General features: G+C 55.1%; 20 protein-coding genes. 3 read left to right on the forward strand and 17 right to left on the reverse strand.

Translation table 11 applies throughout. The features are described from left to right. Positions 1–77: 77 nt before the first annotated feature. The 3 genes from menF to ACOTY9_RS06240 form a co-directional block, all read right to left on the reverse strand. Positions 78–1373 (reverse strand): isochorismate synthase MenF, encoded by a 1296-nt coding sequence (gene menF / locus ACOTY9_RS06230; protein ID WP_282374524.1) that lies wholly within the window; start codon positions 1371–1373, stop codon positions 78–80. An 86-nt stretch (positions 1374–1459) separates the two neighbouring features. After that, the gene (gene elaB, locus ACOTY9_RS06235; RefSeq protein ID WP_008500219.1) at positions 1460–1765 is read right to left on the reverse strand and encodes a stress response protein ElaB; all 306 of its coding nucleotides are present in this window, start codon (positions 1763–1765) and stop codon (positions 1460–1462) included. A 53-nt stretch (positions 1766–1818) separates the two neighbouring features. Continuing rightward, entirely contained in the window at positions 1819–2280 is a 462-nt protein-coding gene (locus tag ACOTY9_RS06240; protein WP_023338569.1) for a GNAT family N-acetyltransferase, read from the reverse strand. 71 nt (positions 2281–2351) lie between these two features. On the opposite strand from ACOTY9_RS06240, the gene rbn reads away from it, so the two are divergent. Beyond that, positions 2352–3269, forward strand: a complete 918-nt coding sequence (gene rbn / locus ACOTY9_RS06245; protein WP_045268979.1) for a ribonuclease BN — start codon at positions 2352–2354, stop codon at positions 3267–3269. A gap of 64 nt (positions 3270–3333) precedes the next feature. Next, positions 3334–4338, forward strand: a complete 1005-nt coding sequence (locus ACOTY9_RS06250; RefSeq protein ID WP_014884631.1) for a chemotaxis protein — start codon at positions 3334–3336, stop codon at positions 4336–4338. Between the two features lie 90 nt (positions 4339–4428). Here ACOTY9_RS06250 and nuoN read toward each other — a convergent pair whose 3' ends face one another. The 14 genes from nuoN to lrhA all read right to left on the reverse strand — a co-directional run bounded on the left by nuoN (position 4429) and on the right by lrhA (position 20937). Beyond that, positions 4429–5886 carry an NADH-quinone oxidoreductase subunit NuoN gene (gene nuoN, locus ACOTY9_RS06255; RefSeq protein ID WP_014884632.1) on the reverse strand — a complete coding sequence of 486 codons (1458 nt, stop codon included), beginning with the start codon at positions 5884–5886 and terminating at the stop codon, positions 4429–4431. Between the two features lie 6 nt (positions 5887–5892). Continuing rightward, positions 5893–7422 (reverse strand): NADH-quinone oxidoreductase subunit M, encoded by a 1530-nt coding sequence (gene nuoM, locus ACOTY9_RS06260; RefSeq protein WP_014884633.1) that lies wholly within the window; start codon positions 7420–7422, stop codon positions 5893–5895. 76 nt (positions 7423–7498) lie between these two features. Next, positions 7499–9340 (reverse strand): NADH-quinone oxidoreductase subunit L, encoded by a 1842-nt coding sequence (gene nuoL, locus ACOTY9_RS06265; RefSeq protein ID WP_014884634.1) that lies wholly within the window; start codon positions 9338–9340, stop codon positions 7499–7501. After that, positions 9337–9639: an NADH-quinone oxidoreductase subunit NuoK gene (nuoK, locus tag ACOTY9_RS06270; protein WP_003861496.1), complete on the reverse strand. Its 303-nt coding sequence runs from the start codon at positions 9637–9639 to the stop codon at positions 9337–9339. The genes nuoL and nuoK overlap by 4 nt, the downstream gene beginning before the upstream one ends. After that, the gene (nuoJ, locus tag ACOTY9_RS06275) at positions 9636–10190 is read right to left on the reverse strand and encodes an NADH-quinone oxidoreductase subunit J (protein WP_008500212.1); all 555 of its coding nucleotides are present in this window, start codon (positions 10188–10190) and stop codon (positions 9636–9638) included. The genes nuoK and nuoJ overlap by 4 nt, the downstream gene beginning before the upstream one ends. A 10-nt stretch (positions 10191–10200) precedes the next feature. Then, on the reverse strand, positions 10201–10743 hold the full coding sequence (gene nuoI / locus ACOTY9_RS06280) for an NADH-quinone oxidoreductase subunit NuoI (protein ID WP_003861491.1): 543 nt from the start codon (positions 10741–10743) through the stop codon (positions 10201–10203). A gap of 13 nt (positions 10744–10756) precedes the next feature. Then, on the reverse strand, positions 10757–11734 hold the full coding sequence (gene nuoH / locus ACOTY9_RS06285; RefSeq protein ID WP_008500211.1) for an NADH-quinone oxidoreductase subunit NuoH: 978 nt from the start codon (positions 11732–11734) through the stop codon (positions 10757–10759). After that, positions 11731–14454, reverse strand: a complete 2724-nt coding sequence (gene nuoG / locus ACOTY9_RS06290; protein WP_421637315.1) for an NADH-quinone oxidoreductase subunit NuoG — start codon at positions 14452–14454, stop codon at positions 11731–11733. The genes nuoH and nuoG overlap by 4 nt, the downstream gene beginning before the upstream one ends. A gap of 54 nt (positions 14455–14508) precedes the next feature. Beyond that, positions 14509–15846, reverse strand: a complete 1338-nt coding sequence (gene nuoF, locus ACOTY9_RS06295) for an NADH-quinone oxidoreductase subunit NuoF (protein WP_003861487.1) — start codon at positions 15844–15846, stop codon at positions 14509–14511. Next, entirely contained in the window at positions 15843–16343 is a 501-nt protein-coding gene (nuoE, locus tag ACOTY9_RS06300) for an NADH-quinone oxidoreductase subunit NuoE (RefSeq protein ID WP_014884636.1), read from the reverse strand. The genes nuoF and nuoE overlap by 4 nt, the downstream gene beginning before the upstream one ends. Before the next feature lie 2 nt (positions 16344–16345). Beyond that, positions 16346–18148, reverse strand: a complete 1803-nt coding sequence (gene nuoC, locus ACOTY9_RS06305) for an NADH-quinone oxidoreductase subunit C/D (protein ID WP_014884637.1) — start codon at positions 18146–18148, stop codon at positions 16346–16348. Between the two features lie 89 nt (positions 18149–18237). After that, complete coding sequence (nuoB, locus tag ACOTY9_RS06310) at positions 18238–18912, reverse strand: NADH-quinone oxidoreductase subunit NuoB (protein ID WP_003861482.1); 675 nt, start codon at positions 18910–18912, stop codon at positions 18238–18240. A gap of 15 nt (positions 18913–18927) precedes the next feature. Further along, entirely contained in the window at positions 18928–19368 is a 441-nt protein-coding gene (nuoA, locus tag ACOTY9_RS06315) for an NADH-quinone oxidoreductase subunit NuoA (protein ID WP_014171000.1), read from the reverse strand. Between the two features lie 630 nt (positions 19369–19998). Further along, positions 19999–20937 (reverse strand): transcriptional regulator LrhA, encoded by a 939-nt coding sequence (gene lrhA, locus ACOTY9_RS06320; RefSeq protein WP_014884638.1) that lies wholly within the window; start codon positions 20935–20937, stop codon positions 19999–20001. A 940-nt stretch (positions 20938–21877) separates the two neighbouring features. On the opposite strand from lrhA, the gene alaA reads away from it, so the two are divergent. After that, complete coding sequence (gene alaA, locus ACOTY9_RS06325) at positions 21878–23092, forward strand: alanine transaminase AlaA (RefSeq protein ID WP_003861471.1); 1215 nt, start codon at positions 21878–21880, stop codon at positions 23090–23092. Positions 23093–23122 lie beyond the last annotated feature (30 nt).

The raw sequence follows: 23122 nt of genomic DNA on the forward strand, positions 1-23122 counted from the left end.
GTATCAAGAATGCGACACAGTATAAATAATAGAAAAAATTGGAATTTTGATATGAATCGGGATTGCGCGAATCAGTATTAATCCCTAAGGAGCAGAGAGCGCAAGCCAGCAGCTTTGTTTTCGATCTCCTGCCACTCCTGCTCCGGGTCAGATCCGCTGACGATGCCCGCCCCGGCGTAGAGCCGCAGGGCGTCATCCTGGACGCGCGCCGAGCGCAACGCCACACAGAACTCGCTTTGATCGGGCGATAAATACCCGGCCGAACCGGCGTACCATTCGCGGTTGAAAGGCTCAACGTTGTGGATAAACGCACGCGCGGGCTGTCGCGGAAGCCCGGCAACGGCGGCTGTCGGCTGGAGCACATGCAGACACAATTCGTCATCGGCCTGTTTTAGCTCCGTCCAGATACAGCGTCGTAAATGCTGGACTTTACGCAGCCGGACGACCTGAGCAGGCAATACCTCAAGCGTCTGCGTATGGTGCTGAAGACGCTGGCAGATATCTTCCACGACCAGCATATTTTCACGCTGGTTTTTATCATCATTCAGCAACCACTCGCCCAGGCGCTGCGCCTGTTTATCATCCGTATGGCTGGCGACGGTGCCCGCCAGCGCTTCGGTGCGCAGCAGCTTGCCACGTCGCCGCCAGAGGCGCTCGGGCGTGGAGCCGAGGAACGCGTTGCGGGCGTCGAATACCATGCAGAAATGATAGCAGTTGAGATTCAGGGCGCGGCTGGCGGCCATCAGAGCGACAGGATTAACCCGCTGTTTACACTGCAGATCGGTGGCCCGGGCAAGCACGACCTTTTCGAAATCGCCGCGCGCGATAGTCTCCGTCGCCTTGCCGATCAGGGTCAACCATTCCGGTTTTTGCGGCAGGTGCGTTTCGCGCTCAACCTGGACAGACAGCGGACGAATGGCTCTGGCTGGACGGAGTTGCTGGAGTAATTCCAGGGCAGTGCGCGCGTCGTCCTGAAGCGAGCTCTCACTCCACAGCTGCAGGCGCAAGGTGGCGTTGCCAGCGGTACGTCGCCAGAGCAGGCGCGGCAGAAAAAGACTGCCCTGCTCCGGGCTGAATGCGTTGAGGCCGCAGATGCGAGTCTCTTTTGGCGCATGTTCTGCACTCAAAAACTGTGAGGCCAGCGCCAGAGAGGAAAATTGGGTGACCGCCCCCAGCGCAGCCAGCTCTTCATCACCGTTACGCTGCTGCCAGTAAAATTGCGGATAGCACTGCTGCTCGCCAAGCCAGGCGAGAGGATCGAAGGCGTCGTTTAACGGGAAAGAGACGTCGAAATGACGCAGGCCGGGTGTGGCGGGTAACGCTTGCGAAAGCTGGCTTTGCAGTTGCTCCAGCGCAAGGAAAATCGAATTCACGCGAACCTCTCCCTGTTAAAACCGCATATTATACGGGGTACTGAACATAAATAGCAGTACCCACGTATAGGGAGTGGTTAAGCGGCTTAACGACGGGCCAGCAGCAGACCCAGCACCAGCCCTACGGCAGCACCCACCCCAATGCCCTGCCACGGTTTTTCATGGACATAGTCATCGGCACGATAAACCGCTTTTTTGGCACGGTAGTAGTAAGTGTCAGACGCATGGCTGACGCGGTTTTTCACTTCATGCAGCGCCTGTTCAGCACGGGCTTTTAACTCAATATATTTCTGATCGGCAGGGTCGCCCGAGGAACGTAACACCTCTTCCAGCGTTTCGCTCAGCAAAGCCAGGTCGTCGTCGATACGGGTATCCCAGGATTGAAATGACATATTTTTCTCCATGTTAGTACACCAGTCCGCTAACTATAGACAACGACGTGCCATTACGCCTGTTTCACTTCCCGTGCCATGCCGATGTGCGGGATGCCATCTTCGTCATAAACGTCGGTAACCGGCGTAAAACCAAAATGGCCGTAGAAGGGTTGCAGGTGCGCCTGCGCGCCCAGGTATAACGCCTTGTCCGGCCACTGTTTCCGACACGCATCCAGCGTTTTTTCCATCAGCTGATAGCCGAGTTTTTCGCCCCGTGCTTTGTTGCTGACAATGACGCGACCTATCACGACGGGCTCAAAATCGTCCTCGCTTTTCAGAATCCTCGCATACGCCACCAGCTCGTTATCCTTCCAGCCGAGAATATGACGGTTTTCCCCTGTGAGATCATCACCGTCGATATCCTGATACGGACAGGTTTGTTCAACCACAAACACTTCGCAGCGCAGTTTGAGCAGCGCGTAGAGCGACTGAACGGTGAGCTCACTATGGTGTAAATCTTGCCACTGGATCATCTCTTTCTCCTTCCTGGGGTTCATCACGTTATACTAAACCCCTCCCCGTTCGGCAAAGGGCTGATTGCATTATGGAACTGATTTTTCTGGGGACGTCTGCTGGCGTGCCAACCCGATCACGAAATGTGACCGCGATACTGCTGGATCTTAAACATCCCACCCGTGGCGGACTATGGCTGTTTGACTGTGGTGAAGGGACACAACATCAGCTTTTACATACCGCTTATCACCCCGGCAAGCTGGATAAAATTTTCATCACTCACCTGCATGGCGACCATCTTTTTGGCCTTCCCGGTTTGCTTTGCAGCCGCTCAATGGCCGGTAATGCCAACCCGCTGACGATTTATGGGCCTGTGGGGATCCGGGAATTTGTTGAAACCGCGCTACGCCTCAGCGGCTCCTGGACCGACTATCCGCTTGAGGTCGTTGAGATTACCGAAGGCCTGGTTTTCGACGATGGGGATTATCAGGTCACCGCCCGACCGCTTAATCATCCGGTGGAGTGCTATGGCTACCGCATTGAGGAACACGACAAACCCGGCGCACTGGATGCCGCCGCGCTCATCGCCGATGGCGTAAAGCCTGGACCGCTGTTCCAGCGCCTGAAGCACGGACAGCACGTTACGCTGGAGGACGGGCGCATCATCAACGGCCAGGATTATCTCGCCGCACCTCAGCCGGGCAAAAAACTGGCCATTTTTGGCGACACGGCACCGTGCCCTGCCGCCGTTCAGCTTGCTCAGGGCGTGGACGTGATGGTGCATGAAGCCACGCTGGAGACGGCCATGGAAGAGAAAGCCAACAGTCGGGGCCATAGCTCAACGCGTCAGGCGGCGCTGCTTGCCCGTGACGCAGCTGTCGGCAGGCTCATTATCACCCATGTCAGCTCGCGTTACGACGCGCGGGGGTGCGAAAGCCTGCTGGCAGAGTGTCGGGCGCTGTTCCCGGAATGTGAGCTGGCCGAAGATTTCGCTAAGGTCAGCGTTTAGCCCTTCATTTTTCCCTCAGGATGCCGATAACGATTAAAAGGCCAGCATTTCTCTCGAGGGTAGAATGGATAATTTCCAGAAAGATATTGATGACAGGGCGAATCTGACCCTGTCGAACCGTTTTGAACTGTTGCTGTTCCGTCTTGGCACCTCTCTGAACGACAATAAATCCGAGCTGTTTGGTATTAACGTTTTCAAGCTGCGCGAAATTGTACCGATGCCGGAGTTCACGAAACCTGCCGGGATGAAGTCTCCGCTGATGGGGATGGTGAATATTCGCGATCAGGTGATCCCGGTTATCGATCTGGCCGCCGTGGCGGGCTGTAAACCCACCACCGGGCTGAACATCCTGCTGATTACCGAATATGCCCGCAGCGTGCAGGCGTTTGCCGTGGAGTCGGTTGAGAACATCATGCGTCTGGACTGGAAGCAGGTGCACGCGGCGGAAACTGCCGTCAGCGGGCGCTACATCACCAGTATTGCCTGCCTGGACGAGAAGGCCGATACCAACGAACTGGCGATGGTGCTGGACGTTGAGCAGATCCTGTATGACATCACCCCGGCGAATCACGACCTGCACGCCACGAATCTGAAGACCACTAAATTCAACATCAAGCCGGGTTCCGTGGCGATTGTGGCGGAAGATTCCAAAGTGGCGCGCTCGATGCTGGAGAAAGGTTTGCAGGCGATGGAGATCCCGGCGCAGCTGCATATCACCGGCAAAGATGCGTGGGAAAAAATTAGCCTGCTGGCCGCTCAGGCGCAGGCCGAAGGTGTGCCGATCACCGATAAGATTGCCCTGGTGCTGACCGACCTCGAAATGCCGGAGATGGACGGTTTTACGCTGACGCGCAAAATCAAAACCGACCCGGTACTGAAGGATATTCCGGTGGTGATCCACTCTTCCCTTTCCGGCAACGCCAACGAAGACCATATTCGCAAGGTGAAGGCGGACGGGTACGTGGCGAAGTTTGAGCTGAACGAGCTGTCGTCGGTGATTGAAGAGGTGCTGGATCGCTCGATGAAGAAGATTGATGGGCCGTTGATTAGCCGGAAGCAGCTGGCTTAGGTCTGGTGCGGGCTGGTGCCCTCACCCCGTCCCTCTCCCACAGGGAGAGGGAGAAAACCATAAAAAAACCCGCCGAGGCGGGTTTTACTTTTACATTAATGGCATCGCTCGCTGCACGATATCAATCAGCGGCTGCGGATAGATACCGAAGATCAGCACCAGCAGGGCTGAGATAAGCACTACGATACCACCGGCGCTGTACTGCCAGTTAGATGGCGCATCGCGGTTGAGCTGCTGAGGCGCGCTCAGGTAGAGGCTCACGGCAACGCGCAGGTAGTAATAGAGACCAATCGCGGAACCGATAACCACACCGGCAGTCAGCCACCACAGGTGTGCCTGCACACCGACGGCCAGCACGTAGAATTTACCGATAAAGCCCAGCGTCATCGGGATACCCGCCAGAGAGAGCATCATCACGGTCATCACCGCGGACAGGATCGGACGGTGCCAGAACAGACCACGGTAAGAGAACAGTGAGTCGGCATCCGGGCCACGGTATGGGCTGGACATCAGGCTCACCACGCCGAAGGCGCCGAGGCTGCTGAACAGGTAACCGGCCAGATACACGCCCACGGCTTCCATCGACATTTCACCGCTCTGCAGCGCAATCAGCGCCACCATCAGGTAGCCCAGATGAGAGATGGACGAGTAGCCCAACAGACGCTTGATGTTGGTCTGGCTCAGCGCCATCAGGTTACCAAAGATGATGGAGACGAACGCGATGATGCCCAGCACCACGCGAACCGCTTCACTGTCACCCACCGGCGCGTACAGGAACAGACGCATGACCACACCGAAGATAGCGATTTTGCTCGCTGTCGCCAGGAAGGTCGACACCGGCGCAGGCGCGCCCTGGTATACGTCTGGTGTCCACAGGTGGAACGGAACCAGTGAGAGTTTAAAGCCAAGGCCTACAATCATCATGCCCAGACCCGCCAGCAGCAGCGGCTCGTGGAGCATGCCGTCGCCGAGGCTCTTGCCGAGCGCCATGAAAGAGAGGTTACCGGACTGTGCGTACAGCAGCGCAATACCAAACAGCAGGAACGAGGACGCAGCAGCAGACAGGATGGTGTACTTGATGCTTGCTTCCAGAGAGCGCTTTTGACGGAAGGCGTAACCAATCAGACCGAACAGCGGCAGAGAGATCAGCTCAATACCGAGGAACAGCGCGGCCAGATGGTTAGCATTCGCCAGCAGAATGCCGCCCAGCGCCGCAATCAGAACCAGCAGATAAAACTCTTCTTTGTTGTCGTTGTAGCCTTCGAGCCATGGGTACGCAAAGGTACAGGTCGCCAGGCTCGCCAGCAGCACCAGACCGGTGTAGAGCATGGCATAGCCGTCAACGCGCATCAGCGGCGTGACGTCCATCGCACCGCCCTGGCCAACAAACCAGAGAGAGACTAACGCGGCGTTCAGGCCGATGACCGACAGCGTGGCATTCAGGAAGTGATTGCGTCGCCACGCAATGGAGAGCATCACAACCACCACCGTCAATCCGACGATCAGCAGCGGTAGCAGCGCAATCAGTTGTTGTGGAGTTATTGTCATGGCGATTTACGGCCTTGTAGTAGAAGCAGAATTAACAAACCACTGCTGGATGTTGCCCATCGCACTGTGCGAGGTATCCAGAATCGGCTGCGGGAAGAAGCCCAGCAGCACCAGCAGTACGACCAGCAGCAGGATGATGAACAGCTCACGCAGCGACATCCCCGGCAGTTCTTGTGCAGCAATTTCGCTCTTCGCTTTACCGAAGTAAGCGCGGTGCAGCATCGCCAGCGAGTAGACGGAAGCGAACACCAGACCAAAGGTGGAGATCACGGTGATCACCGGCACCACTTTGAAGCTGCCGAACAGAATCATAAATTCGCCGACGAAGTTACCGGTGCCTGGCATCCCCAGGGTGGCAACCGCGAAGAACATGGAGAGCGCTGGCAGCCATTTAATTTTGCTCCACAGACCGCCCATCATGCGCATGTCACGCGTGTGCAGACGTTCGTACAGCTGACCACACAGGATGAAGAGGCCGGCAGCGGACAGACCGTGCGCAATCATCTGGATCACCGCGCCCTGGTACGCCAGCTGGCTGCCGGTGTAGATGGCAATCAGCACGAAGCCCATGTGGGAAACGGAGGTGTAGGCAATCAGACGCTTGATGTCGTACTGCGTGAAGGCCATCCAGGCACCGTAGAAGATACCGATCACACCGAGCCACATGGCAATCGGGGCAAACTCAGCGGACGCATTCGGGAACAGCGGCAGCGCGAAGCGCAGCAGACCGTAGGCCGCGGTTTTCAGCAAGATGCCCGCCAGGTCAACGGAACCCGCAGTGGGTGCCTGAGAGTGCGCGTCTGGCAGCCAGCCGTGCAGCGGAACCACCGGCATTTTCACCGCGAATGCGATGAAGAAGCCCAGCATCAGCAGGTATTCAACACCGTGCGACATCGGGGTTTTCAGCAGATCTTCGTAGTTGAAGGTCCAGATGCCCGTCGCGTTATGGTGAACAAACACCAGCGCCAGAATGGCAATCAACATCACCAGACCGCTCGCCTGGGTGTAGATGAAGAACTTGGTCGCCGCCGTGATACGCGTTTTACCGTCGGATGCCTTGTGGCCCCAAAGCGCGATCAGGAAGTACATCGGCACCAGCATCATCTCCCAGAAGAAGAAGAACAGGAACATGTCGATGGCAAGGAACACGCCGATCACGCCGCCCAGGATCCACATCAGGTTCAGGTGGAAAAAGCCCTGGTATTTTTCGATTTCTCGCCAGGAGCAGAGTACCGCCAGAACACCGAGCAGACCGGTCAGCACCACCATCAGCAGCGACAGACCGTCAATCGCCAGGTGGATGGTGATACCAAAACGTGGGATCCAGGGCAGGATGAACTCAGACTGCCACTGCGGGATGCCCGCAGACTGGGTCAGTGAGTAACCGCCCTGCAACCACAGTTGCAGGCCAAGCGCGAGCGTCAATCCCATGGTGATCAGCGCGATCCAGCGCGGCATCTTCACGCCAAAGCGTTCAGTCTGCCAGCACAGGAAGCCGCCGATGAAGGGAATTAATATTAGCCAGGGTAGTAACATGGCGATTTACATTCCTTTTTAAGGCCCCCAGCAGGGGCCTGATTTTCAACGAATTCGAATAAAATTCACTTAACGATCAACGCAACACCATCAGCAGCGCCAGCACGACAACCGCACCGATGCTCATGGACGCCACATACCAGCGCAGGTAACCGTTCTCGCTGTACAGCAGGCCTTTACCTGCAAAGCGGGAGAGGATCGCCGGGATATTCATCAGGCTGTTCAGTGGGTCGCGCTTCAGCAGCCACGCGATGCCCAGGAACGGCTTAACGAAGATCATGTCGTACAGCCAGTCGAAGCCCCACGCGTTGTACCACCAGGTGCCCAGCAGACGGCCAGGCGCGCTGTTGGCAACGGCGGTCACCAGCGTGCGTTTGCCCAGCCACAGCCATGCCGCAATCAGGATGCCCGCAATAGCGACCACACCGGAGGTGATTTCAAGCGTCAGAACGCGACCGTGCTCAAGCTCGGTGGTGTCTGGCAGTACGCCCTGCAGCGGCGGCACAATCATTGCGCCAACGAAGGTGGACAGTACCAGCAGCACAATCAGCGGCAGGTGGTGGGTAATCCCCTTCCCTGCGTGAGCGTGAATTTGTTCTTTACCGTGGAATACGATGAAAATCATACGGAAGGTATACAGGGAGGTCATGAATGCACCGACCAGACCCGCAACCATCAGATTGATATGACCATTCGCCATGGCACCCGCAAGGATTTCGTCCTTACTGAAGAAGCCCGCGGTGATCAGCGGCAGTGCCGCCAGCGCCGCGCCGCCCACCAGGAAGCAGACATACACCAGCGGAATGGACTTACGCAGTCCGCCCATCTTGAAGATGTTCTGCTCGTGGTGGCAGGCCAGAATCACCGAACCGGATGAGAGGAACAGCAGCGCTTTAAAGAACGCGTGCGTCATCAGGTGGAAAATGGCCGCGTCCCACGCCTGAACGCCCAGCGCCAGGAACATATAACCAATCTGGCTCATGGTGGAGTACGCGAGAACGCGTTTGATGTCGGTCTGTACCAGCGCAGCAAAGCCTGCCAGCACCAGCGTGACCGCACCGACGATACCCACCAGATGCAGAATTTCCGGGGTCATCAGGAACAGGCCATGGGTACGCGCAATCAGGTAGACACCGGCGGTGACCATGGTCGCGGCGTGGATCAGTGCGGAGACAGGGGTTGGACCCGCCATCGCGTCGGCCAGCCATGTCTGCAACGGCAGCTGTGCGGATTTACCCACAGCGCCACCCAGCAGCATCAGCGTTGCCCACCACAGCATGTTGTTGCCTGCAGCGAAGTGCGCTGGCGCCAGTTCCACCATTTCGCGGAAGTTCAGCGTGCCCAGTTCGTTGTAAAGAATGAACAGCGCGAAAGCGAGGAAGACGTCACCCACGCGGGTCACGACGAACGCTTTCATGGCCGCTGCGCCATTCTTCGGATCGGTGTAGTAGAAGCCAATCAGCAGGTAAGAACACAGACCCACACCTTCCCAGCCCAGATACATCAGCAGCAGGTTATCGGCCAGCACCAGAACCACCATGCTGGCGATAAACAGGTTGGTGTAGGCGAAGAAGCGGGAGTAACCCTCTTCACCGCGCATATACCAGGAGGCGAACATGTGGATCAGGAAGCCAACGCCGGTGACCACGGAGAGCATGGTCAGCGAGAGGCCGTCCAGCACCAGGTTGAAGCCGATGTTGAAATCACCGACCGACATCCAGGTCCACAGCGGCACGCTGAAAGGCTGACGTCCGTTGTTAAAGAAGTCGATCCCCGCATACGCTGTGACCAGCGCAGCCAGACCGATTGAGCCAATGCCCACGGTCGCAGACAGATTCTCAGACCAGCGGCCGCGAGAAAACGCCAGCAGCACGAAGCCAATCAGCGGAAAAATAATGGTTAAGGCAAGCATGTTCATCCACGCAACTCACTTACTGAATCGATGTTCAGATTCTGGCGGCGACGATGGAGCTGCAGCAACAGCGCCAGGCCAATACTCGCTTCGGCAGCCGCGAGGCTGATGGCGAGAATGTACATCACCTGACCATCGGTCTGGCCCCAGTAGCTTCCGGCGACCACGAAGGCCAGCGCGGAGGCGTTAATCATGATTTCCAGACCGATCAGCATAAACAGCAGATTGCGGCGGATAACCAGACCGGTCAGACCCAGAACGAATAAAATCGCAGCGAGGATCAGTCCATGTGTTAAGGGGATCATGCGCGCTCCTCCGTTTTTCTTTTCGCGCGGTCGTCAGTGCGGTTGCTCAGCACCTCGCCAGCACGCTCTTCGCGACCAACGTGGAAAGCAACCACCAGGCCTGCCAGCAGCAGCATAGAGGCCAGTTCCACCGCCAGAACGTATGGGCCAAAGAGCGTGATACCCACCTCTTTAGCGCCGATCGGCGTGCCGTCGATGCCCTGATCGTTCACGCCCAGAATGGCGTAAACAATCACAACCAGCATGATGGCCGACAAAATTGCCGGGCCAATCCACACCTGCGGTTTTAACCACTGACGTTCCTGCTCAATTTCAGAGCCGCCCAGGTTCAGCATCATCACCACGAACACGAACAGCACCATAATGGCCCCGGCGTAGACGATGATTTCCAGCGCACCGGCGAAGTGCGCGCCCAGTGCGAAGAACACCCCGGAGATAGCCAGCAGCGAGATGATTAAGTACAGCAGCGCATGCACCGGATTGGTGTGCGTAATCACTCGCAGCGTAGCCAGGATGGCGATAAGGCCACAGATATAAAAAGCGAATTCCATTGCCCTCTCCTTACGGTAACAGGCTCTTGACGTCGATAGGCTTAGCTTCGTTCTCTGCTTCGCCCTTATCTTTGCCGTCGATTGCCATACCCGCCATCCGGTAGAAGTTATATTCCGGGTATTTGCCCGGACCGGAAATCAGCAGATCCTCTTTCTCGTACACCAGGTCCTGACGCTTGTACTCACCCAGCTCGAAGTCTGGAGTCAGCTGAATCGCCGTGGTTGGGCACGCTTCTTCACACAGACCGCAGAAAATGCAGCGTGAGAAGTTGATGCGGAAGAACTCAGGGTACCAGCGGCCATCTACCGTCTCTGCTTTCTGCAGAGAGATACAGCCGACCGGACACGCTACCGCACACAGGTTACAGGCAACGCAGCGCTCGGAACCGTCCGGGTCGCGCGTCAGCACAATACGGCCACGGTAGCGCGGCGGCAGATATACCGGCTCTTCCGGGTACATCCGGGTTTCGCGTTTGGCAAACGCGTGCAGGCCGATCATCCAGATACTGCGTACCTGGGTACCGAAGCCTACCAGTAATTCTTTTAAGGTCATGGTCTATAGCCCCTTATGGCTGCTGCCAGAGAATGACAGCTGCCGTTACCAACAAGTTGACGAGCGTCAGCGGCAGGCACACTTTCCAGCCGAAGGACATTACCTGGTCATAACGTGGACGCGGTAACGCTGCGCGAATCAAAATGAACATCATCATGAAGAACGCGGTTTTCAGCGCGAACCAGATGAACGGCGGTAAGAACGGGCCATGCCAGCCACCAAAGAACAGCGTTACCATCAACGCGGAAATGGTGACGATACCGATGTACTCGCCCACGAAGAACAGACCGAACTTCATACCGGAATATTCGATGTGGTAACCGTCGGCCAGTTCCTGTTCGGCTTCTGGCTGGTCAAACGGGTGACGGTGACACACTGCCACGCCCGCGATAGCAAAGGTAATAAAACCAAAGAACTGCGGGATAACGTTCCAGATGTCAGCCTGGTTGTTGACGATGTCGGTCATGTTGAATGAACCGGCCTGCGCCACCACGCCCATCAGGGAGAGTCCCAGGAACACTTCGTAGCTCAGCGTCTGCGCGGAAGCACGCATCGCACCCAGCAGCGAGTATTTGTTGTTACTGGACCAGCCTGCGAACAGGACCGCGTAAACCGCGAGGCCTGCCATCATCAGGAAGAACAGAATGCCGATATTCAGGTCAGCGACCACCCAGGTCGGGCTAACGGGAACGATAGCAAATGCCAGCAGCAGCGAGGTGAAGGCGATCATCGGCGCCAGCGTAAAGATCACGCGGTCCGAGAAGCGCGGGATCCAGTCCTCTTTAAAGAACATCTTGATCATGTCCGCGACCAGCTGGAGTGAACCACCCCAGCCCACGCGGTTCGGTCCGTAACGGTTCTGGAACAGACCGAGCAGACGACGTTCACCGAAGCTCATGAACGCGCCGCAGGTGACCACCACCAGCAGGATAACAATCGCTTTCAGAATGCTCAGCAGGATGTCGATAAGATCCGGCGTTAACCAACTCATGCTTTTGCCTCCTGCAGATTATCAAGACGCGCACCCGCCAGAACCGGCGCGATGCCTGGCATACCCATCGGCAGACCCACCTGCCCTGCTGTCAGACTTTCAGAGATAATCAGCGGCAGGCTGATGGTCTGGCCGTCATAGCTAAAGGCAATATTCGCACCCGCGTTAACGCCAAGCTTTGCGGCATCCGCCGGGTTGAGCTTGATATACGGCTGCGGCATACGGGTCTGGAAGACAGGTGAACGCTGGGACAGCTCGTCGCTACCGAACAGATGGTAGTACGGCGCAATACGCCAGCTACCGTCCTGGGCCTGGAAGCTTGCTGGCACGGTCGTGAAGAAATCCAGACCGGTTTCAGACGCTTCAATCAGACGCACGCCCGGATCACCGTGGCGCAGGGAACCGCCCACTTCAGCCTGGAACTTGTTCCACGCCTGCGGGGAGTTCCAGCCCGGAGCCCATGCGAACGGGATTTGCGAACGCGGCGCAGACGGCTGGTTGTTCCCTTCCATTGAGAAGGCGAACATGGTGTCTTTATCCTGCGGCTGACGCGGTTCGTGTACGCTGATGTTGGCACGCATTGCGGTACGGCCACTGTAGCGGTGCGGTTCACGTGCCAGTTTCTGGCCGCGAATACGGAAGCTTGCTTCAGGGGCTGCATCTTTAATGCCCGCCAGCTGAGGCAGTTTTTCCACCACCGCGTCGATAACGTGGTCAAGCTGCGTCCAGTCCACTTCACGGCTCTGTACGGTGCTGTGCAGGGAGTGCAGCCAGCGCCAGCTTTCCAGCATCACGGTGTTGCTGTCGTAGTACGCCGGATCATAGACCTGGAAGAAACGCTGTGCGCGACCTTCGTTGTTGATAACGGTACCGTCACTTTCTGCGAAGCTTGCCGCAGAGAGCACCAGGTGTGCTTTGTCCATGATCGCGGTGCGCTGATGGTCGATGACCATGACCAGCGGCGCTTTGGAGAGCGCGGCGTCAACGCGAGCGGCAGAAGCATGGCGATGCAGGTCATTTTCCAGCACCACAACGGCATCCGCAGAACCAGACTCCACTTCGCTTAACGCCGCTTCCAGCGAGCCGCCGCCAATCATACCCAGACCAATGCTGTTCACCGCACGGGCAATCATGGTCACACCAACATCTGCACCACGGCCTTTCAGCGCTTTCGCCACGTTAGCTGCCGCCTGAATGATCTCCGCGCTACCGGCGTTGGTACCGGAAATAATCAGCGGTTTCTTCGCACCTGCCAAAGCCTGAACAATCACGTCAACCTTGTTTTGCAGATCGCGATCCAGTTCAACGGCGGGAGAGTTGTTGTCCAGCGCGTGGGCGATGGCAAAGCCAAGGCGTGCCTGATCTTCAACCGGCGCGCAGTAGGTCCACGCAGCGATATCGTCCAGACGGGTGTTGTCGACGTTGGTCACAAACAGAGGATGCTTCGCACGCTGACCGATGTTCAGGATCGCCGCAATCTGCCAGTCAGCCACTTTCTGCGCCGCAGCCATTTCACGTGCTTTTCCTTTCACCGCCTGACGAACCGCCAGAGCCGCGCGTGCGCCGGTCTGAGTCAAGTCTTCACCCAGCACCAGAACCGCATCGTAGGATTCAATTTCGCGCAGCGCAGGGGTATGAATACCGCCTTCACGCAGCACTTTCAGAACCAGCTGCAGACGTTCCTGCTCGCCCTCGGCGATGCCGGTATAGAAGTTCTCAGCCCCAACCAGCTCACGCAGCGCGAAGTTGCTTTCGATGCTGGCGCGCGGGGAACCGATACCGATCACTTTCTTAGACTGACGCAGAATATCTGCCGCGCCCTGCATCGCCTGCTCAGCGTTCAGGGTAATGAAGTCGTCACCACGGCGCTGAACCGGCTGACGCGGACGGTCTTTCAGGTTCACATAGCCATAGCCGAAACGACCGCGGTCGCACAGGAAGTAGTGGTTAACGGTACCGTTGTAACGGTTTTCGATACGACGCAGTTCGCCGTAACGCTCACCCGGGCTGGTGTTACAGCCGAGGGAACACTGCTGGCAGATGCTAGGCGCAAACTGCATGTCCCATTTACGGTTGTAACGCTCGGAGTGGGTTTTATCCGTGAATACGCCGGTCGGGCAGATTTCTACCAGGTTACCGGAGAACTCGCTTTCCAGCGTTCCGTCTTCCGGGCGACCGAAGTAGACGTTGTCATGCGCGCCATACACGCCCAGATCCTGACCGTCTGCGTAGTCTTTGTAGTAACGCACGCAGCGGTAGCAGGCGATGCAGCGGTTCATTTCGTGAGAGATGAACGGCCCCAGATCCTGGTTACGGTGGGTACGTTTAGTAAAGCGATAGCGACGGAAGCTGTGACCGGTCATTACGGTCATATCCTGAAGGTGGCAGTTACCGCCCTCTTCACAGACCGGACAGTCGTGCGGGTGGTTGGTCATCAACCACTCCACCACGCTTTCGCGGAACTGTTTGGCTTCTTCGTCATCAATCGAAATAAAGGTGCCTTCGGTGGCTGGCGTCATACAGGACATCACCAGGCGACCACGCGTGTCTTCCGCGTTTTGATATTGCTTCACCGCACACTGGCGGCAAGCACCGACGCTGCCCAGCGCCGGATGCCAGCAAAAGTACGGAATATCGAGGCCAAGAGACAGACAAGCTTCCAGAAGGTTGTCCGCCCCGTTGACTTCGTATTCTTTGCCGTCTACATGAATCGTAGCCATTAGCATGCTTCCAGTTGGCTCGGTCGTAACCGAGCGTTAATCAAAATTCTGTCTTTACCAGCGTGCTTTCAGCAGGTTCGGCTGAATCCCATTGATAGAATGGGTATTGCTGAACGGCTGCTTGATGCCTGCTTCGAATTCGTCGCGGAAATATTTAATCGCGCTCTGCAGCGGCTCGACGGCACCCGGTGCGTGGGCACAGAAGGTTTTACCAGGGCCAAGGAATCGACACAGTTGCTCAAGTGTCTCGATATCGCCCGGCTGACCTTCGCCGCGTTCGATAGCACGCAGGATCTTCACGCTCCACGGCAGTCCGTCACGGCAAGGTGTACACCAGCCGCAGGACTCGCGGGCAAAGAACTCTTCCAGGTTACGCACCAGCGAAACCATGCCGATCTCGTGGTCGACGGCCATCGCCAGCGCCGTACCCAGACGGCTGCCTGCTTTACCAATGCTTTCGAATTCCATCGGCAGGTCAAGGTGGGCTTCGGTCAGGAAGTCTGTCCCTGCCCCACCTGGCTGCCAGGCTTTGAATTTCAGGCCATCACGCATGCCGCCCGCGTAGTCTTCAAGAATTTCGCGTGCGGTGGTACCGAACGGCAGTTCCCAGACACCCGGGTTTTTCACGCGACCGGAGAAGCCCATCAGCTTGGTACCGGCATCCTTACTTGAAGAGATGCCCTGATACCACTCCACGCCGTTGGCGAGGATAGCCGGAACGTTACACAGGGTTTCAACGTTATTGACGCAGGTCGGTTTACCCCATACGCCGGAGCTTGCCGGGAACGGTGGCTTGGAACGCGGGTTCGCGCGGCGGCCTTCCAGGGAGTTAATCAGCGCGGTCTCTTCACCGCAGATATATCGCCCTGCACCGGTGTGCACGAACAGTTCAAAGTCAAAGCCAGTGCCCAGGATGTTTTTACCCAGCAGGCCGGCTTCGGTGGCTTCGGCAATCGCGCGACGCAGGTTTTCCGCCGCTTCGATGTACTCACCGCGCAGGAAGATGTAGCCACGGTAGGCTTTCAGTGCAAACGCGGAGATCAGCATGCCTTCCACCAGCAGGTGCGGCAGCTGTTCCATCAGCAGGCGGTCTTTATAGGTGCCCGGCTCCATTTCATCCGCGTTACACAGCAGGTAACGGATGTTCATGGATTCGTCTTTCGGCATCAGGCTCCACTTCAGACCGGTGGAGAAACCTGCGCCGCCGCGGCCTTTCAGGCCCGACTCTTTCACCGCGTTAACGATGTCGTCCGGCGCCATGCCGCCAAGGGCTTTACGCGCACCGGCATAGCCGTTTTTGCTCTGGTATTCGTCAAGCCATACCGGCTGTTTGTCATCACGCAGACGCCAGGTCAGCGGATGCGTCTCAGCAGTACGAATTACAGTTTTCATTTGTACTGCTCCAGCAGGTCAGGAATCGCTTCCGGCGTCAGATGGCTGTGAGTATCCTCATCAATCATCATGGTCGGCCCCTTGTCGCAGTTACCCAAGCAGCAGGTTGGCAGCAGAGTAAAGCGACCATCGAACGTGGTCTGGCCCGGCTTGATATTGAGTTTCTTCTCAATGGCAGCCTGAATGCCCTGATAACCGGTAATGTGGCAGACCACGCTGTCACAGTAGCGGATCACATGGCGGCCCACCGGCTGACGGAAGATCTGACTGTAGAACGTGGCTACGCCTTCTACGTCACTGGCCGGAATACCCAGCACTTTTGCGATCGCGTAGATCGCCCCATCCGGCACCCAACCACGCTGTTTCTGTACGATTTTCAGCGCTTCAATGGACGCCGCACGCGGGTCTTCGTAGTGGTGCATCTCGTGCTCAATGGCGGCACGCTCTGCGTCACTCAGCTCAAAAGCCTCGGTTTGTGGTTGTTGATTCTCGTGCATAATTAGCGGTCCACATCTGACATAACAAAATCGATACTACCCAGATACACAATCAGGTCGGAGACCAGACTGCCGCGAATGGCGGACGGGATCTGCTGCAGGTGCGCAAAGCTCGGCGTACGCACGCGGGTACGGTAGCTCATGGTGCTGCCGTCGCTGGTCAGGTAGTAACTGTTAATACCCTTGGTCGCTTCAATCATCTGGAAGGATTCTTGCGCCGGCATGACCGGGCCCCAGGAAACCTGCAGGAAGTGAGTGATCAGGGTTTCGATATGTTGCAGCGTGCGCTCTTTCGGTGGCGGCGTGGTCAGCGGGTGATCCGCTTTGAACGGGCCTTCCGGCATATTGTTGAGGCACTGCTCAAGGATGCGCAGACTCTGGCGCAGTTCTTCCACTTTCAGCATCACGCGGGTGTAGCAGTCGGAAACACCGCCGCCCACCGGGACTTCAAAGTCGAAGTTCTCATATCCAGAGTAAGGACGGGCTTTACGCACGTCGAAATCAATACCGGTCGCACGCAGACCTGCACCTGTCGTCCCCCACTCCAGCGCTTCTTTTGCGCCGTAGGCAGCAACGCCCTGGGAACGGCCTTTCAGGATGGTGTTGCGCAGTGCGGCTTTCTCGTAAGAGGCCAGACGTTTTGGCATCCAGTCAAGGAATTCACGCAGCAGACGATCCCAGCCGCGCGGCAGATCGTGTGCCACACCGCCGATACGGAACCAGGCCGGGTGCATACGGAAACCGGTAATCGCTTCCACCAGATCGTAGATTTTCTGACGATCGGTAAAGGCGAAGAAGACCGGGGTCATCGCGCCGACGTCCTGAATGAACGTGGAGATATACAGCAGGTGACTGTTAATACGGAACAGTTCTGACAGCATTACGCGAATCACGTTAACGCGATCCGGCGTAACGATACCCGCCAGTTTCTCAACGGCCAGCACGTAAGGCATTTCGTTGACGCAACCGCCGAGGTACTCGATACGGTCGGTATACGGAATGTAGCTGTGCCAGGACTGACGCTCGCCCATCTTCTCAGCACCACGGTGGTGGTAACCGATGTCAGGAACGCAGTCGACAATCTCTTCGCCATCAAGCTGAAGAATAATACGGAATGCACCGTGCGCAGACGGGTGGTTCGGACCGAGGTTGAGGAACATGAAGTCCTCGTTTTCGGTACCGCGCTTCATGCCCCAGTCTTCCGGCTTGAAGGTCAGTGCTTCCATCTCCAGATCCTGCTTGGCTTTGGTCAGCTCAAACGGGTCGAATTCGGTTGCTCGTGCCGGGTAGTCTTTACGCAGCGGGTGGCCGGTCCAGGTCTGCGGCATCATGATGCGCGTCAGATGTGGGTGACCGTCGAAGGTCATGCCGAACATTTCCCAGGTTTCACGCTCATACCAGTTCGCGTTCGGGAAAAGTTTGGTGATCGTCGGCAGATGCATGTCGTTTTCAGACAATGCCACCTTGAGCATGATATCCGTGTTGCGGTCTATTGAGATCAGGTGGTAGAAAACGGAAAAATCCGCAGCAGGGAGACCCTGGCGGTGAGTACGCAGACGCTCATCCATGCCGTGTAAGTCAAACAGCATGACGTAAGGTTTTGGCAATTTCTTGAGGAAATCGACCACTTCCAGTAATTGTTCACGCTTCACCCAAACAACGGGTACCCCGGTGCGGGTCGCCTGAACGGTAAAGGCATCCGGCCCAAAACGGTTGCGCAGTTCGCCAATGACGGGGTCATCCAGATGATCCCGTGTCTGCCATGCGGCTTCTTGCGCGGTTAAGTCGGTCATATTGTTCACCATTGCAAATGGTCCGTGGTGACTGTTAAGCCTGGCTTCGCGCTATTTGAGTAGTGATATGCGAAGGTGTTCTCCAGGCCCACAGGCGCAAATTAAATTTCGTCAGGCGTACGCAGGTTGGTGACGGCAATACGTTCACCACGTTTACGCTCGCGCTCAGATTGCATGTTCGCGCGGTAGACACCCTGATCGCCAACAACCCATGAAAGCGGACGACGCTCTTTACCGATAGACTCCTGCAGCAGCATCAGCGCCTGCATGTAGGCTTCTGGACGCGGCGGGCAGCCCGGGATGTAAACATCCACCGGAATGAACTTATCAACGCCCTGCACAACGGAATAAATGTCGTACATGCCGCCAGAGTTTGCACATGCGCCCATGGAAATAACCCATTTTGGCTCCAGCATCTGGTCATAAAGACGCTGAATAACAGGTGCCATCTTGGTAAAGCAGGTACCGGCTACCACCATCAGGTCAGCCTGACGCGGGGATGCACGCAGTACCTCGGCGCCAAAACGCGCAACGTCATGCACCGCAGTGAATGACGTCACCATTTCAACGTAGCAGCAAGAAAGGCCAAAGTTGTAGGGCCAGATAGAGTTCTTACGACCCCAGTTGACCATATCGTGCATGGCATGTTCGAGTTTGCCCATGTACACGCTTTTGTTGACTTCTTGCTCCAGGGGGTCGGTTACGATCTCCTGTTTTTGCAGGGGGTAACGGTCATTCTCACCGTTAGGGTCTATGCGGGTGAGCGTATAATCCATCTTATTGCCTCGCTGTTACTGCTGACGATTAGAGATACTGTTTTCCGGGTTGATGTGTTCACGACGTGAACGCGCAGGCGTCCAGTCAAGCGCGCCAATACGCACCAGATAAACCAGACCGGCCAGTAACACTAAAATGAAAATTGCGGCCTCGACAAAGCCCACCCAACCACTTTCGCGGATGGAGGTCGACCATGCGAACAGGTAGAGCGCTTCCACGTCGAAGATGACGAAGAACATCGCTACCAGATAGAACTTGGCAGACAGGCGTAAGCGAGCGGAACCTACTGAATCAATACCTGATTCGAAAGGTGTGTTTTTGTGCCTTGCACGGGCGCGACCGCCCAGGAACCAGCCGCCGACTAACATCAGGCAGCACAGGCCAATGGCTACAATAAGAAAGATTGCGAATGCCCAGTGATGAGCGATGACTTCTGTGGATGTTGACATACTCATTGCTTACTCATCAAAAGTGATACCGACGACACTGCTCTTGCTGGCAGATAGGCATCACATCGATTCATGGGGAGGAACAAATAACCTTACACTAACTGTCTGAAATGAGACGTAGACAGCAAAATGATGGGGTTTTTTACTCCTTTCTATAACCTTTTGTCAACTTTAACAAAGGTTTCTTCACATTAAATTACATCGAGCGATTCTCATTAACATTTGGTGCCCTTTAACCCTGGTGGGTACATGACTTTCCGTCAAATGCAGGTTGTTGAATCGTGTCCGTTTTGGAAGTAAAAAAAATAACCCTCCTATTTTGACAGGATTTGCCAACGATTCCTCCCCCCAAATAGGAGTATTTTCTTGATCTGAGACACGCTTTTGTTAATTCAACCAAAAAACCAGCAACATATTTGCTGTTTTTTTAACATCGTTAGGTTATGGATGAAGTTAGAACTGAAAACGAACAGAATTTAAGCAAAAGCATTTATAACATTGATAAATAGACCCTATTTATGAAGCCCCTTCGTCAAACAGGGATAATATTGACAAAAAAAAGCCACTGCGTGCGAAAACGACACGAGTGGCTTTTTTTTACACTTACATTTTGTTACCAGAATTTTGAGCGTTTGATCACTCAAAGTCACCTTCAACGATCAGGGAATCATCCCCTCCTTCGGAGGTAACATGCTCGTACTGCCACGGGTTATGGTAGTTTTCCATCGCCTCGAACACCACTTTCGCCAGCTCGTTATGACTGGACGCATTATGGCAAAGCAGATACTCAGTATCTGGCAGCGCAGGAAGACCATCAGATTTACCGAGAACGCGCAGGTCAGGGCTCATCATCTCCACCGGACGGGCCGTTACGCCAAGTCCTGCTTTGACGGCGGCACGCACCGCAGGCAGCGTGGACGCTACATACGCCAGACGCCATGGAATATTGGCTTCATTTAATGCCGTCAGCACCATATCGCGGAAAGGGCTCGGATCGTCCAGTAAAACCAGTGGAACGGGCTCCCCTTTTTGCAACACATATTCAGCCGCGCAATACCAGTGCGTTGGCGATCTGCGCAACGTCAGGCAATCAAACTGCCCGGGACGATGCGTGGTGACCACCAGATCGACCTTATTCTCATTTAACATCTCAACCATAAAAGCATTGCGCTTGACGCTCACATCCAGCGCAAGCTTCGGATAAACCGAACTAATTCGGTTGAGAAGAAACGGTAATATCGTATCCGCTGACTCATCAGATGCCCCTAAGGTTAACACCCCCTGAAGGTTGCTAAACATAAGTGACATACATGCTTCATCATTAAAGCGAAGAATTTTCCTGGCATAACCCAGTAGCTGAATACCGTGTTCCGTTAAGAGCTTATTGCGTCCGTGACGGGCAAAAAGCTCTTTACCGACCAGTTGCTCAAGCCGCTGCATTTGCTGGCTAACGGCGGACTGAGTTCGGCAGACGGCGGCAGCAGCTGCTGCAAAAGTGTTGAGATCGGCGACCGCAACAAACGTTCTCAGCAGATCGAGGTCGAGATTCATTATCGGACGATTTGCATTTATCATATCTATTCACTTTCAGGTTGCTCGTGCGGAGCTGCCCGGGTTGAAGCTGTGTGTGTAACAGTTAAGCAATTCCCTCTGAAGATTTTCCCTCGCATCCCGGCCCGGCAGACTGCCTGACAGATAGTTATTGTGCTGCTTTATATCAACAGTCAGAAAGCACGTTTCATGACGATATTTTTATTCTCTTAAACGTTCAGGATATTTAGATGTTCGCAGGTTTATGTAAATTACATTAAAGGCGTGACACCTTTTCTGCCATCTTTATCGCAGCGCTGTCAACGTAGCAGGAGATGTTTTACACATTCCAGCCAGAGATAACTCTAACAATAACAATCAATTAAATCGGAAAACCAGTTTCAGATATACAACATTTGGGTATCTTTCATCTGCTTTACCTAAAGACATCTTAACCCAAATCCACTTTATTTATAAGTCTTATTGCAATATTAAGGAGTAAAGCGCTTTGTTAAGGTTCTCAACTAATTTTATTAAAATTAACTAAAGTTGCATTTTGTTGGTTAATAATAAATAAATTTTAATTTCGATTAAGGTCATTCATTAATAACACTTAACATTATTTTCACATGAGTAACTTTTAGCCGCTGCAGGCTATTACTGCAAGATTTTTTCAACACTCAGGTTTTACGAAAAGTCACGCAGCGTGACTTCTGTCTCTCCTCTACGGGTCATTTATTTTCCACCGGGATAATATCCATTTTTTACAATTATTTTCAGCACAATCACCCTTGACTAGCGCATTTGACCTTACGTTACGACAGTAAAAGCGTCAACAAACAGCAAAAAAGATTCACCAGAATTTCACAACATGCACAAAATCTTCTACTGCACACCCTTCAAAACGAAGCGTGGGGGGAGTACATTATTCCGTGCTGACTTCCACGGCAGGGAGTGGCAATAATAGCGAAAAGGTTAAAGGTTCATGTCCCCTATCGAAAAATCCAGCAAGCTAGATAACGTCTGTTATGACATACGTGGCCCGGTTCTGAAAGAGGCAAAACGCCTTGAGGAAGAAGGCAATAAGGTTCTGAAGCTCAACATTGGTAACCCTGCGCCATTTGGTTTTGAAGCGCCGGATGAGATTCTGGTTGATGTGATCCGCAACCTGCCCACAGCGCAAGGCTATTGCGACTCAAAAGGACTTTATTCCGCACGTAAAGCCATTATGCAGCACTACCAGGCTCGCGGCATGCGTGACGTTACCGTAGAAGATATCTACATTGGCAACGGTGTATCTGAACTGATCGTCCAGGCCATGCAGGCGCTGCTGAACAGCGGTGACGAAATGCTGGTTCCCGCGCCAGACTATCCGCTGTGGACGGCTGCCGTATCACTGTCCAGCGGTAAAGCTGTCCATTATCTTTGCGACGAATCCTCTGACTGGTTCCCGGATCTGGATGATATTCGCGCGAAGATTACCCCTCGCACGCGCGGCATCGTAATTATCAACCCGAACAACCCGACGGGCGCGGTCTACTCAAAAGAGCTGTTGATGGAGATCGTTGAGATCGCCCGCCAGCACAACCTGATCATTTTTGCCGACGAAATTTACGACAAGATCCTCTATGACGCGGCGCAACACCACTCCATTGCCGCGCTGGCCCCGGACCTGTTGACCGTTACCTTTAACGGCCTGTCTAAAACCTACCGCGTGGCCGGTTTCCGCCAGGGCTGGATGGTACTCAACGGCCCGAAAAAGCACGCCAAAGGCTATATTGAAGGGCTGGAAATGCTGGCGTCTATGCGTCTTTGCGCCAACGTGCCGGCACAACATGCAATCCAAACCGCGCTCGGTGGCTATCAGAGCATCAGCGAGTTTATCGTCCCTGGTGGCCGACTGTACGAACAGCGTAACCGCGCGTGGGAGCTGATCAACGATATCCCGGGCGTCTCCTGCGTGAAGCCAAATGGGGCACTCTATATGTTCCCGAAAATCGACGCGAAGCGCTTCAATATTCACGACGATCAGAAGATGGTGCTCGATTTCCTGTTGCAGGAAAAAGTGCTGCTGGTTCAGGGGACGGCATTTAACTGGCCGTGGCCGGACCATGTGCGTATCGTGACGCTGCCGCGCGAGGACGATCTCGAAATGGCTATCAGCCGCTTCGGGCGATTCCTCTCAGGTTATCATCAGTAACGTAGCCATTCTGCCGGGTAGCGCTGCGCT

Source organism: Enterobacter cloacae complex sp. SHL012 (assembly GCF_049237505.1).
Taxonomy (GTDB): domain Bacteria; phylum Pseudomonadota; class Gammaproteobacteria; order Enterobacterales; family Enterobacteriaceae; genus Enterobacter; species Enterobacter kobei.